This is a genomic window from Streptomyces acidicola, assembly GCF_009377235.1.
Taxonomy (GTDB): domain Bacteria; phylum Actinomycetota; class Actinomycetes; order Streptomycetales; family Streptomycetaceae; genus Streptomyces; species Streptomyces acidicola.
Genome location: NZ_VMNX01000054.1, coordinates 17,276 through 29,702 on the forward strand (window position 1 = coordinate 17,276; position 12,427 = coordinate 29,702).

Sequence of the window (12,427 nt, forward strand, 5' to 3'; positions counted from 1 at the left end):
CGAGCCGTGGGTGAGAGCCGGTCGCGGTGGAGCGGTCGGCAGGCGCGGGCCTGCCGGCAACTCCTCCGCGTACAACATGGGTTGACGCGCGTAAACTTTAGGGACGCATTGACATGCCCGCAACATCTCCCGCGTTGCGGGAAGTTGAATCCCAGCGGGTCTCCAGGGACTCTCCAGCGCGTGAACGGGGGAGGCCCCGACAGCGCTGAAAGACACGAACACGAGGATGTGTTCCCGGGATCGATGTGCCAGTGGAGCGCGTCAACGACTTCTCCGACGCCCTGGCGGGTGGAGGCGGCATCCAATGCTCGTCCGGGCCGCTGCCCGGACTGCCGGAAGCGTGCCAGACGCATACACAACATGTACCAACGCACCCTGGACGAGCTGCCGTTGAGCTCGTGCAGGGTCTCGTTCTGCTCCGGGTGCGGCGGTTCTTCGCGACCGCAGGAGCTGTTCGCGTCGGACGTTCGCCGTGCAAGTCAGGAGTCCGATGGAGCGGCACCGGTGCTCCAGCGTCTGACTGACGGGCTGGCTGCGGTCGATCGCGGTGGAGTTGGGCGGCCGTCCGGCCGCGTGGTCGCGCTGCCAGCTGCTGAAGGCGCCGCCGGTGCCATGTTCCGAGAGCGACTCGAAACCTGGTGTCGCTCCTCGTGGCTCAGATCTTGATCACTTGGACGTCGGTGCCGCACAGGATCTGGAGGTCCTCGGGATCCGAGGTCAGGACGGTCACCGGGGCGGGCGAGACCAGAGCAGTGGCAGCCACGATCGCGTCGAGAGCGTACTTGTGACCATGCAGTCCGGCCGTGGCGAGGAGCTTGCTCGCGTGGCGGGCGATGGCTTCGGTGGGCGGGATGATGTTCACGCGGGAAACGGCGTAGTCGAAGCGCGCCTGGTTGGTCCTGGGGTCGCGGGCTTCGACGAGGATGACGGAGCTGGTGACGACGCGGATGTCCTCGGCTTCGGCTGCTGCTAGCCACTCGGTGAGCTCAGGCGTGCGTCGTACGAGTTTGGACAGGCCCTCGCAGTCCAGGACGAGAGTGCCGCTCACGCGGCGTTCGCCGAACCGGCCGTGTCACCGCGCAGGATGGCTCGCTTGGCCTCGACCGCCGTCGGGTCCACGGGGCCATGGTCGGCTTCTGCGTCCTTGATGAGTTCGCTCAGCCGGTCCCGTTCCAGTTGGCGCTGGATGAGGGATTCGACGTAGGCGGACATGCCTCGTTTACCGGTCCGCGCCTTGAGGGCTGCGATGGTGCCTTCGTGGAGCGAGACGGAGACCGGACGGACGGGGCCTTCGCCGGGACTGGGAGGGGTGGCCATGCCGCTACTTTAACAAAAGTCTTGTTACTTAGGTGAGGGTGATTCTGCTGCTCGGCTGAGGCGGCGTACGCGACGCACCGTGCGCTGTTCCTCACACTCGTCCGCATCGGATGCGCGCGCTACCGCAAATGTCGAAGGCGATGTCTCCGTTGAGCCGCCGGGCTTGTGCCCCCAGTGGTATCCGTTGTTGGGCAGGTGCCACAAACTCCCAGGCCAGAGACCACTTCGTGCGAGAACTTTCAGGGACTTTCACGTCTGTCCCAGGGAGGTTCCGGGGACTTTCGGCCGCGTGGACAGGGAAGGCCCTCACGGCGCTGAAACATACGAACGCGCAGGTCAGACCCCATCCCCTCAGCACTCGATGATGTTCACCGCCAGCCCGCCCCGGGCCGTCTCCTTGTACTTCACGCTCATGTCCGCGCCGGTGTCCTTCATCGTCTTGATGACCTTGTCCAGGGACACCTTGTGCGAGCCGTCGCCGCGCATCGCCATACGGGCCGCCGTGACGGCCTTCACCGCGGCCATGCCGTTGCGCTCGATGCAGGGGATCTGGACCAGGCCGCCCACCGGGTCGCAGGTCAGGCCGAGGTTGTGCTCCATGCCGATCTCGGCGGCGTTCTCGACCTGTTCGGGGGTGCCGCCCAGGACCTCCGCCAGGGCGCCCGCCGCCATCGAGCAGGCCGAACCCACCTCGCCCTGGCAGCCCACCTCCGCGCCGGAGATGGAGGCGTTCTCCTTGAAGAGCATGCCGATGGCGCCGGCGGCCAGCAGGAAGCGGACGACGCCGTCCTCCCGCTCGCCCTCGGAGGACGCACCCGCCACGAAGTTGACGTAGTAGTGCAGGACCGCGGGGATGATGCCGGCCGCACCGTTCGTCGGGGCCGTCACCACACGCCCGCCCGCAGCGTTCTCCTCGTTCACGGCCATCGCGTACAGCGTGATCCACTCCATGGAGCGGGCCGACGGGTCGCCCTCGGCGCGGAGCTGGCGTGCCGAGACCGCCGCGCGGCGGCGCACCCGCAGACCGCCCGGCAGGATGCCCTCACGGGACATGCCGCGCGCCACGCACGCCTGCATCACCCGCCAGATCTCCAGCAGCCCGGCCCGGATCTCCTCCTCCGTGCGCCAGGCCCGCTCGTTCTCCAGCATCAGGGACGAGATGGACAGGCCCGTCTCCTTGGTCAGGCGCAGCAGCTCGTCGCCCGTGCGGAAGGGGTACTTGAGGGGCGTGTCGTCGAGCTTGATGCGGTCCGCGCCCACCGCGTCCTCGTCGACCACGAAGCCGCCGCCCACCGAGTAGTACGTCTTCGTCAGCAGCTCGGCGCCCGACGCGTCGTACGCCCACAGGGTCATGCCGTTCGCGTGGTACGGGAGTGCCTTGCGGCGGTGCAGGACCAGGTCGTCGTCGAACGAGAACCGGACGTCGTGCTCGCCGAGGAGACGCAGCCGCCCCACCTCCTTGATCTGCTCCACCCGTTCGTCCGCCGTCTCCACATCCACCGAGCGCGGCGAGGCGCCCTCCAGGCCCAGCAGCACGGCCTTGGGCGTGCCGTGGCCGTGGCCGGTCGCGCCCAGGGAGCCGTACAGCTCGCAGCGGACCGAGCAGACCGCGCCGAGCAGTTCCTCGTTGCTCAGCCGGCGGGCGAACATGCGTGCCGCGCGCATCGGGCCGACCGTGTGGGAGCTGGACGGGCCGATGCCGATCGAGAACAGGTCGAAGACCGAGATGGCCACGGGTGACTCCTCAATACGGGTGGTGCAGGGGGCCCGTGGGGTGTCCCGCTCACCTGCGAGCGCGCGACACCCCACGGAAAAGAACTGCTGGAAAAGAACTACTGGAAAAGGACCTACTTGTTCAGACCCGGGTACAGCGGGTGCTTGTCCGCCAGGGCCTTGACCCGGGCCTTGAGCGCCTCGGTGTCGCAGGACGGCTTGAGCGCCTCCGCGATGACGTCCGCCACCTCGGCGAAGTCCTCGGCGGTGAAGCCTCGGGTGGCGAGGGCCGGCGTGCCGATCCGCAGGCCCGAGGTGACCATCGGGGGGCGCGGGTCGTTCGGAACGGCGTTGCGGTTGACGGTGATGCCGACCTCGTGGAGGCGGTCCTCGGCCTGCCGCCCGTCCAGCTCGGACGCGCGCAGGTCGACCAGGACCAGATGGACGTCCGTGCCGCCGGACAGGACGTCGACGCCGGCCTCGCGGGCGTCGGCGGCGGTCAGGCGCTCGGCGAGGATCCTGGCGCCCTCGACCGTGCGGCGCTGGCGCTCCTTGAAGTCCTCGCTCGCCGCGACCTTGAAGGAGACCGCCTTGGCCGCGATCACGTGCTCCAGGGGACCGCCCTGGAATCCCGGGAAGACGGACGAGTTGAGCTTCTTGGCGAAGTCCTTGCGGGCGAGGATGATGCCGCCGCGCGGGCCGCCCAGCGTCTTGTGGGTGGTGGACGTGACGACGTCCGCGTACGGAACGGGGTTCGGGTGCAGACCGGCCGCGACGAGACCCGCGAAGTGCGCCATGTCGACCCACAGGTGGGCCTCGACCTCGTCGGCGATCCGCCGGAACTCGGCGAAGTCCAGCTGCCGCGGGTACGCCGACCAGCCCGCGATGATCACCTTCGGCCGGTGCTCCTTGGCGAGCCTCTCCAGCTCGGCCATGTCGACCAGGCCGGTCGCGGAGTCGACGTGGTAGGCGACCACGTCGAACTGCTTGCCGGAGAAGTTCAGCCGCATCCCGTGGGTCAGGTGGCCGCCGTGGGCCAGGTCCAGGCCGAGGATGGTGTCGCCGGGCTGGGCCAGCGCGAACAGCGCGGCCTGGTTCGCGGAGGCGCCCGAGTGCGGCTGCACGTTGGCGTACTCGGCGCCGAACAGCTCCTTGACCCGGTCGATCGCGATCTGCTCGGCGACGTCGACGTGCTCGCAGCCGCCGTAGTAGCGGCGGCCGGGGTAGCCCTCGGCGTACTTGTTGGTCAGGACCGAGCCCTGCGCCTCCATGACCGCGAGCGGAGCGAAGTTCTCGGAGGCGATCATCTCCAGGGTGGACTGCTGGCGGTCGAGCTCGGCGTCGACCGCGGCGGCGACCTCCGGGTCGAGCTCGTGCAGGGGTGTGTTCAGAACGGACATCAGGCGCAGGACTCCTCAGCCGGCGGAAAAAGCGGTGTACTCGTCGGCGGAGAGCAGGTCGGCCGGCTCCTCCGCGAGACGTACCTTGAACAGCCAGCCGCCCTCGAACGGGGCGGAGTTGACCAGCGACGGGTCGTTGACCACGTCCTCGTTGATCTCGGTGACCTCACCGGTGACCGGGGCGTACAGGTCGCTCACGGACTTGGTCGACTCCAGCTCTCCGCAGGTCTCGCCCGCGGCGACCGCGGAGCCCACGTCGGGAAGCTGGACGAAGACGACATCGCCGAGCGCGTTGGCCGCGTGCTCCGTGATGCCGACCGTCGCGACGCCGTCCTCGGCGGCCGACAGCCACTCGTGCTCCTTGCTGTAGCGCAGCTGCTGGGGGTTGCTCATGGCCTGAATTCTCCTGTACGCGGGGGAGCGGTGATGAATGGGGTACTACGGGAAACGTAGGTGAACAGCGGAAGTGTGCGCGGGGCCACGCCCGGGGCGATGGCGCGCGACGCCTCCGCTTCCTCTGCTTCTGTTGCTTCTGCTACTTCTGCCGCTTGTAGAACGGCAGTGCCACGACCTCGTACGGCTCGTGGGTGCCCCGGATGTCCACGCCGACACCGGGCGTGCCGGGCGCGGAGTGCGCGGCGTCGACGTACGCCATCGCGATCGGCTTGCCGAGGGTGGGGGAGGGCGCCCCGGAGGTGACCTCGCCGATCACCGTGCCGTCGGCGACCACGGCGTACCCGGCGCGCGGGACGCGCCGGCCCTCGGCGACCAGGCCGACGAGGACGCGCGGCGGGTTGGCCCCGGCCCTGGCGGCGGCCTCGGTGAGCGCCTCGCGCCCCACGAAGTCGCCCTCCTTCTCGAACTTCACGACCCGCCCGAGGCCCGCGTCGAAGGGGGTGAGCGAGGTCGACAGCTCGTGCCCGTACAGCGGCATGCCCGCCTCCAGGCGCAGGGTGTCCCGGCAGGACAGCCCGCAGGGGGCGAGGCCGACGCCCTCGCCCGCCTTGGTCAGCGCCTGCCACAGTTCGACGGCGTGCTCGGGCTTCACGAACAGCTCGAAGCCGTCCTCACCGGTGTAGCCGGTGCGGGCGATGAGGGCGGGCACTCCCGCGACCGTGCCGGGCAGGCCCGCGTAGTACTTCAGGCCCTCCAGGTCGGCGTCGGTGAGGGAGGCGAGGATGGCGGGGGACTCGGGGCCCTGGACGGCGATCAGGGCGTAGGCGTCCCGGTCGTCGCGCACCTCGGCGTCGAAGCCGGCGGACCGCTCCATGAGCGCGTCCAGCACCACCTGGGCGTTCGAGGCGTTGGCGACGACCATGTAGTGAGAAGACCCGGCCTCGGTCTCGGCCAGCCGGTAGACGATCAGGTCGTCGAGGATGCCGCCGTCCTCGCGGCAGATCATGGTGTAGCGGGCGCGGCCGACCCGTACGCCCCCGATGTTGCCGACCAGCGCGTGGTCCAGCAGTGCCGCCGCCTGTGGTCCCGTCACGGTGATCTCGCCCATGTGCGAGAGGTCGAAGAGGCCCGCCCTGGTGCGGACAGCGTTGTGCTCGTCACGCTCCGAGCCGTACCGCAGGGGCATGTCCCAGCCGGCGAAGTCGGTCATCGTCGCGCCGAGCGAGCGATGCAGGGCATCGAGCGCGGTACGGCGGAGAGGGCTGCTGCTCATCGGTTCTGCTCCCAGGAAGACGGGGGAAGGCGAGGTCAGTTCCTCCCCATCTGTCATCGGAACCTGAGAGGTTCGCCATGACCATGGATGTCCCGGTTGGTCACGGCTTGCACCTTGGGTGGAGCCACGCCCGTGAGTCCGGGGCGGCTCGCTTTCCAGATGTGCCTCGCCCGCGCGGTGACTGGGCCTGAGAGATTCAAGGGAGGGACTTGCTCCTTCGGCGCCCCAGAAGTACGCGTCGTACTCGGCTGGGAACTCTCCCGCGCGGATTCAAGCGGCCGGTATGCAGTTGGCGCGCACATCATTGCACGCATCGGTCCGGCACGGCAGGGGCCGCCCGCACGGGTGGCCGGAAGGCCTCGCACAGGCGGCGCACAGGATTCACGGCGAGGCACAGCGTTCTGTAGCAGGGCTGTGGCGGTACGAGAACAGAAAAGGCAGGCGGTGGGTATTACCTTCTCTTTACACTCTAGGGGGATGGGACTCCAGACCCATGGGGAGGACGATCACGGTGAACAGGACCACGGCGTACGCGACGACCTATGGCATCGCGCTGCCCGAGCGGCGGACGGCCCCGGCCGGGGAGGCGTGCGGGCCGTTCCGGACGGCGGTCGTCCGCGACCTGCGGGAGCGCTCGGGCCGCAGTCCTCATGGACTGACCTTCGGTGCGAAAGACCTCGTCGTCGTCACGGGACTCCCCGGCAGCGGCAAGTCGACCCTCATGCGGCGGGCGGTGTACGGCCCGCGCATCGACTCCCAGGACACCCGCGACCGCTGGGACGCGCGCCTGGCCCGCGTCCTGCCGTACGCGCTCTACCGGCCCTTCGTGCGGATCGGTCACTACGCGGGACTGCACCGCGCCCTGCGCTCCGGCGCCGGTGTCGTCGTGCACGACTGCGGCACGCAGGCCTGGGTGCGCGGCTGGCTCGCCCGTGAGGCCCGCCGCCGGGGCGGCACGCTGCATCTGCTGCTCCTCGACGTCACGCCCGACGAGGCGCGCGAGGGCCAGCGGGAGCGCGGCCGCGGGGTGTCGCACTACGCCTTCGCGCGGCATCGGGCGGCGACGGCCCGGCTGCTGCGGTCGGTGGAGAAGGGGCGGCTGCCGGAGGGGTGCGGGGGCGCCGTGCTGCTGGACCGGGCGGCGGCGGGCGTGTTGAAGCGGATCGACTTCGCGGGGTGAGGGGCCGTGCTGCCCGGGGCCGCGCCCCGCGCCTCGGGCTGTTCGCGGCTTGCACAGGGGCGCGGGCCCCGATGCGCCCATTAGGGTTCTGTCACAGCAGCGGTTCGGAGAACAAGCGGTAGGCAGCAGATGGATATCCCGGCGGACTTCCCGGCACAGGCACACCCCCACCCGCACGGCGGATGGCCCGGCAACGAGCTGGAGGAGGTGCTCTCGGCAGCCCTCGGCCAGCCGAGCGCGGGCGGACGGATCGTGGAGGTGCTCGCCCGCAGCTTCCTGTGGGTGCCCCTGCCCGAGGGCGGCGGCCCGCGCAGTGGCCCGCTCGACCTGCCGACGACGCAGATCGAGGGGCAGGCGTATGTGCCGGTCTTCAGTTCCGAGGAGCAGTTCCGCCAGGTCGTCGGCAACCACATGTCGTACACGATCGCGCCCGCGGTCGAGTTCGCGCGCGGGCTGCCCCCGCACGTCGGTATCGCGGTGAACCCGGACGGCGTGGTCGGTGTACCGCTGCCGCCGCCCGCCGTGGCCGAGCTGTGCCGGGCCGGGCGGACCCCGCTGGACGGGGCGGCGAGCGGCGCCAGGGTACGGCTGTTCGAGCCGGACTGGCAGGACGACCCCGTGGACTTCCTCACCTCGGCCTCGGCCGAGTTCGCCGGGACAGGCGTCGTGCTCAGCGCCCGCCGCTGCCTGGCCGCCATCGAGACCGCCGACCCGGTGATGTTCATCGGCGTCGAACTGGCCTCCTGGGAGACCGACCGCGCCCTGCCCCTGGACGCCCTGGGACGCGCGCTGGCCAAGGCCCCCGTGAGGTACGCCGTGAACATGGTCTTCCTCGACGTGGCCCAGGACCCGGTGGGCGAGTGGATGCGCGAGAAGGTACGGCCGTTCCATCAGCAGGGCTACTAGGGCGCGTCCCTGAAAGGGGCGCGGCCCGTAAGGGGCGCGTTGAACTGCGCGACAAGCCACGACGAGCCCGCAGTCCGCAGATCACACCTGGCCCCGAGCTGCCACCGGCTATCCCGGCCCAGCGCCTAAGCTGGTTTCATATTCCGCGGGTCCAACTGAAGGGGCGGTAAAAGGTGAGCGCCAGCGGCACCGCCGCGACCGGCCAGGTCGACCACATGCTGCGCCAGGTGACGCCCGGGCGTTACGACGCCTACGAGGCGTTGCTGCGCGCGCTCGCGACCCCGTCCTCCGGCCAGGTCTGGATGCTGCTGTGGCACGGCCAGGCCGGTTCCCCGGACGCCCAGTACGGGAACATGGAGGTGGAAGGCCACGGATACGCCCCGTGCGTCACCTCCGCCCAGGAGCTCTCGGCCAGCGGCTGGAACCGCAGTTACGAAGTGGTCGACGGCCTCGACGTGGCCCGCACCCTGTACCCCGACCACTACGGGCTCTGGCTGAACCCGCACGCGCCGGGCGGCGGCGTCGGCATCCCCTGGCTGGACCTGCGCCGGATCGCCACCGGCCTCGAACGCCAGCCCGCGGGCCCGCTGCGGCTCTCCGAACCGGGCATCGAGATTTCGCAGTTCTACGCCCTGCTCACGCAGAACGCCCACCGCACCCCGGCCGTCCGCTCACTGCGCCGCGCCTGGGTGCAGCCCGCGCTCGGCGCGCCGTACCTCGCCATCGGTCTCGACGTGTACGACACCTCGCCCCCGGCCGTGGACTCGGTGCGGGCGATGATGCAGCAGTCCATCGGCGCGGTCCCGGACGGGCTGCCCGTCTCGACCGTCGCGATGTCCGACGAGTACGACCCGGTGGCGATGTGGCTGCGCGCCAACGCCCGCCCCTTCTACGACCGCGAGGCGCACGTGGCCCCGGCCCAGGCTCCCGCGGCGGGCGGATACGGATACCCGGGCGTGTACTGAGAACCCCGGACGCTCTTCACAGCTCCTCAACTGCCGTTCACAGTACACCCACAGAAGCTCCCGACTTTTTTACGGGACATGTCCGAATCTACGCGGGTAAATGTAAGCCGCAACATCTTATGTCCCAACTGCCCCGCGTCCGACTCACGTTGTGTGACGTCCGGATAACGGAAACCCGAGGGCAGCATCACGTTTAGGCATCCATTCGCCGTCAAGGCTGGCAACAGATCGGCGAAGCGTTGAAGACTCCCGCATCAGGGGGTCTATACCCCTGAGTACGAGCAGGGGTCCGAACCCCTGACCACGACGGACGATCAGGCCGCTACAGCGGCTAGCGCGGGCCGGTCACCGCCGGTTGAGAGGGGTCCCTGCCAGATGACGGCGCCATTGCACGACACGACCGCGGAAGCGGCCCCGACTGCTCCTGCCGACCCGGCGGAGACAGGCGCCACGAAGGTCGAGGGCCGGTCCCTCAAACAGATCGCCTGGAACCGTCTCAAGCAGGACAAGGTCGCGCTCGCCGGTGGCGCCTTCGTGCTCTTCCTGACCCTGGTCGCCGTGTTCGCCCCGCTGATCGTCGGTCTGCTCGGCCACCCGCCGAACCAGTTCAACCAGGACAAGCTCGACCCGCTGACCAACTTGCCGCAGGGCGCGTGGGGCGGCGTGAGCAGCGACTTCCTCTTCGGTGTCGAGCCCAACAAGGGCCGCGACGTGTTCAGCCGCATCGTCTACGGCGCCCGGATCTCCCTGCTCGTGGCGTTCCTCGCCGCCGTCGTCGCCGTGGCGCTCGGCACCCTGTTCGGCATCATCGCGGGCTACTTCGGCGGCTGGATCGACGCGCTGATCAGCCGCACCATGGACGTGCTGCTCTCCTTCCCGCAGCTCCTCTTCATCATCTCCCTCGTCTCGGTGCTCCCCGACGACCTGCTGGGCCTGACCGGTTCGGGCGTGCGGATCGCCGTACTCGTCCTGGTCATCGGCTTCTTCGGCTGGCCGTACGTGGGCCGCATCGTGCGCGGCCAGACCCTGAGCCTGCGTGAGCGCGAGTACGTCGAGGCCGCGCGCAGCCTCGGCGGCGGCCGGCGGCACATCCTCTTCCGGGAGCTGCTGCCCAACCTGGTCGCCCCGATCCTCGTCTACGCCACGCTGATGATCCCCACCAACATCCTCACGGAGGCGGCGCTCAGCTTCCTCGGCGCGGGTGTGCGGCCGCCGACGGCGTCCTGGGGCGGCATGCTGCGCGACGCGCTGGAGACCTACGAGCACGACCCGATGTTCATGGTCTTCCCCGGCGCGACCATCTTCGTCACCGTCCTCGCGTTCAACCTCTTCGGAGACGGTCTGCGCGACGCGCTGGACCCCAAGGGCACCCGCTAGGGCCCGCACACGACTTGCCCCTGCCGCACCGTCAGGTGGCTGATCCCATGGTTCTCCGGCTCAGGACCGGGACCGCGAATCTCGGAGGTTAGAGAAGAGATGCTTTCCAAGCGACGGCTTGCTGCCGGTGCGGCCCTCGTAGTCGCCGCGCTGGTGACCACCACGGCGTGCGGCGGCGGTGACGGCGACAGCGACAACGGCAGCGACAAGGGCGCGGGTTACAACGCCGGGCTGGACAAGGTCGTCAACGCGTCCACCAAGAAGGGCGGGACGCTGAAGTTCATAGGCAAGCAGGACTTCGACTCCCTGGACCCGCAGCGCTCCTACTACGGCATGACCTGGGACTTCATGCGGTTCTTCACCCGCACCCTGGTCACGTACGACACCAAGCCGGGTGACGCCTCCAACAAGCTGGTCGGCGACCTGGCCACCGGCCCCGCCGAGGTCTCCGACGACGGCAAGACCTACACCTACAAGCTGCGTGACGGCCTGACCTGGGAGGACGGCTCGACGCTGACCTCCAAGGACGTCAAGTACGGCATCGAGCGCATCTGGGCGACCGACGTCATCACCGGCGGTACCCCCTACCTCAGGACGACCCTGGACCCCGAGGGCGAGTACCCCGGCCCGTACAAGGACAAGTCCAAGGACAAGCTGGGCCTGAAGGCCATCGAGACGCCCGACGACAAGACCGTCGTCTTCAAGCTGCCCAAGCCCAACGGTGACTTCGAGCAGTTCCTGGCAATGCCCACCGGCGCCCCGGTGAAGCAGAGCGAGGACACCGGCGCCAAGTACACCAACAAGCCCTTCTCCTCCGGTCCGTACAAGGTCGAGTCGCGCCAGGCGGGCAAGAGCCTGGTCCTGGTCCGCAACACCAACTGGAAGAAGTCCTCGGACCCGCTCCGCCCGGCCCTCCCGGACAAGATCACCGTGACGATCTCCGCCAACCTGGAGGAGAACGACAAGCGGCTGATGGAAGGCGACTACGACCTCGACGTCAACGGCACCGGCATGACCCAGTCGGGTCGCGTCAGCGCCATCCAGGAGCACAAGGAAAGCCTCGACAACATCCAGACGTCGTTCGTCCGTTACGTGGCGCTCGTGCACACGGCGAAGCCGTTCGACGACGCCAACTGCCGCAAGGCGGTCTTCTACGCCACGGACTTCGCGGGTCTGCAGCAGGTGCGCGGAGGCGAGGTGGCCGCTGGTGAGATCGCCAACTCGGTCTTCCCGAAGTCGATTCCCGGCTACACCGACTACGACCCGTACGGCGTCCTCGCCCGCAAGGGCAAGCCGGACATCGCGAAGGCCAAGGAGGCGCTGAAGGAGTGCGGCCAGCCGAACGGCTTCTCCACCAAGCTGACCGCCCGTAACAACAACCCGGGCGAGGTCGACGCGGCCGAGGCGCTCCAGGAGCAGCTGGGCAAGGTCGGCATCAAGGTCGAGGTCGACCCGATCGACGGCGCCCAGTCCTCCAGCATCACCGGCTCGCCGAAGGTCGTGAAGGAGCGCGGCTACGGCATGACCATGACCGGCTGGGGCCCGGACTTCCCGACCGGCCAGGGCTACGGTCAGCCGCTGTTCGACAGCCGCTTCATCTTCCCGAACGGCAACTACAACGAGTCGCAGATCAAGGACAAGGCCATCGACAAGATGTTCGATGACGCGATCGCGTCGACGGACCCGGCCGAGGCCAAGAAGATCTACGAGGACATGAACAAGCGCCTCCTCGACAACGCCGACTGGATGCCCTTCATCTACGAGAAGAACATCTCCTGGCGCGGCTCGCGGCTGACGAACGTCTACTCGTCCGCCGCGTACAACGGCCGCTACGACTACGTCATGCTCGGCGTCACGAAGTAACCGCCGAACTGCCGTAGCCGACCGTTTCCTCGCCGCC

At 69.1% G+C, this 12,427-nt stretch carries 11 protein-coding genes and 2 riboswitches; of the genes, 5 read left to right on the forward strand and 6 right to left on the reverse strand.

The window, feature by feature from the left end:
• Positions 1 to 655: 655 nt before the first annotated feature.
• The 6 genes from FPZ41_RS16820 to gcvT form a co-directional block, all read right to left on the reverse strand.
• On the reverse strand, positions 656 to 1,048 hold the full coding sequence (locus FPZ41_RS16820) for a type II toxin-antitoxin system VapC family toxin (protein WP_322620326.1): 393 nt from the start codon (positions 1,046 to 1,048) through the stop codon (positions 656 to 658).
• Complete coding sequence (locus FPZ41_RS16825; protein ID WP_152863443.1) at positions 1,045 to 1,317, reverse strand: hypothetical protein; 273 nt, start codon at positions 1,315 to 1,317, stop codon at positions 1,045 to 1,047. Before FPZ41_RS16825 ends, FPZ41_RS16820 begins: the two co-directional genes overlap by 4 nt.
• Positions 1,318 to 1,668: 351 nt before the next feature.
• A complete protein-coding gene (locus tag FPZ41_RS16830) occupies positions 1,669 to 3,051 on the reverse strand; it encodes an L-serine ammonia-lyase (protein ID WP_322620327.1) in 1,383 nt (460 codons plus the stop codon).
• Between the two features lie 113 nt (positions 3,052 to 3,164).
• A complete protein-coding gene (glyA, locus tag FPZ41_RS16835) occupies positions 3,165 to 4,430 on the reverse strand; it encodes a serine hydroxymethyltransferase (protein ID WP_152863445.1) in 1,266 nt (421 codons plus the stop codon).
• A gap of 15 nt (positions 4,431 to 4,445) precedes the next feature.
• Positions 4,446 to 4,823: a glycine cleavage system protein GcvH gene (gene gcvH, locus FPZ41_RS16840; protein WP_131559929.1), complete on the reverse strand. Its 378-nt coding sequence runs from the start codon at positions 4,821 to 4,823 to the stop codon at positions 4,446 to 4,448.
• Between the two features lie 142 nt (positions 4,824 to 4,965).
• A complete protein-coding gene (gene gcvT / locus FPZ41_RS16845; protein ID WP_152863447.1) occupies positions 4,966 to 6,099 on the reverse strand; it encodes a glycine cleavage system aminomethyltransferase GcvT in 1,134 nt (377 codons plus the stop codon).
• A 40-nt stretch (positions 6,100 to 6,139) separates the two neighbouring features.
• A riboswitch (glycine riboswitch) is annotated at positions 6,140 to 6,264 on the reverse strand.
• Positions 6,265 to 6,372, reverse strand: a riboswitch (glycine riboswitch). It abuts the riboswitch before it with no gap.
• A 220-nt stretch (positions 6,373 to 6,592) separates the two neighbouring features.
• On the opposite strand from gcvT, the gene FPZ41_RS16850 reads away from it, so the two are divergent.
• The 5 genes from FPZ41_RS16850 (at position 6,593) to FPZ41_RS16870 (ending at position 12,390) form a co-directional block, all read left to right on the forward strand.
• Positions 6,593 to 7,279: an AAA family ATPase gene (locus tag FPZ41_RS16850; RefSeq protein ID WP_152863449.1), complete on the forward strand. Its 687-nt coding sequence runs from the start codon at positions 6,593 to 6,595 to the stop codon at positions 7,277 to 7,279.
• 129 nt (positions 7,280 to 7,408) lie between these two features.
• On the forward strand, positions 7,409 to 8,185 hold the full coding sequence (locus FPZ41_RS16855) for an enhanced serine sensitivity protein SseB (RefSeq protein ID WP_152863451.1): 777 nt from the start codon (positions 7,409 to 7,411) through the stop codon (positions 8,183 to 8,185).
• Positions 8,186 to 8,358: 173 nt separating this feature from the next.
• Entirely contained in the window at positions 8,359 to 9,150 is a 792-nt protein-coding gene (locus FPZ41_RS16860; protein ID WP_322620328.1) for an enhanced serine sensitivity protein SseB C-terminal domain-containing protein, read from the forward strand.
• 375 nt (positions 9,151 to 9,525) lie between these two features.
• Complete coding sequence (locus tag FPZ41_RS16865; RefSeq protein WP_131559939.1) at positions 9,526 to 10,527, forward strand: ABC transporter permease; 1,002 nt, start codon at positions 9,526 to 9,528, stop codon at positions 10,525 to 10,527.
• 99 nt (positions 10,528 to 10,626) lie between these two features.
• Positions 10,627 to 12,390: an ABC transporter substrate-binding protein gene (locus FPZ41_RS16870; RefSeq protein WP_152863453.1), complete on the forward strand. Its 1,764-nt coding sequence runs from the start codon at positions 10,627 to 10,629 to the stop codon at positions 12,388 to 12,390.
• Positions 12,391 to 12,427 lie beyond the last annotated feature (37 nt).

What these genes read in the sequence shown, in the direction of transcription:
- FPZ41_RS16825 (WP_152863443.1), bottom strand. Translation starts at nt 1,317, where the DNA reads ATGGCCACCCCTCCCAGTCCCGGCGAAGGCCCCGTCCGTCCGGTCTCC.
- glyA (WP_152863445.1), bottom strand. Translation starts at nt 4,430, where the DNA reads ATGTCCGTTCTGAACACACCCCTGCACGAGCTCGACCCGGAGGTCGCC.
- gcvH (WP_131559929.1), bottom strand. Translation starts at nt 4,823, where the DNA reads ATGAGCAACCCCCAGCAGCTGCGCTACAGCAAGGAGCACGAGTGGCTG.
- gcvT (WP_152863447.1), bottom strand. Translation starts at nt 6,099, where the DNA reads ATGAGCAGCAGCCCTCTCCGCCGTACCGCGCTCGATGCCCTGCATCGC.
- FPZ41_RS16850 (WP_152863449.1), top strand. Translation starts at nt 6,593, where the DNA reads ATGGGGAGGACGATCACGGTGAACAGGACCACGGCGTACGCGACGACC.
- FPZ41_RS16855 (WP_152863451.1), top strand. Translation starts at nt 7,409, where the DNA reads ATGGATATCCCGGCGGACTTCCCGGCACAGGCACACCCCCACCCGCAC.
- FPZ41_RS16865 (WP_131559939.1), top strand. Translation starts at nt 9,526, where the DNA reads ATGACGGCGCCATTGCACGACACGACCGCGGAAGCGGCCCCGACTGCT.
- FPZ41_RS16870 (WP_152863453.1), top strand. Translation starts at nt 10,627, where the DNA reads ATGCTTTCCAAGCGACGGCTTGCTGCCGGTGCGGCCCTCGTAGTCGCC.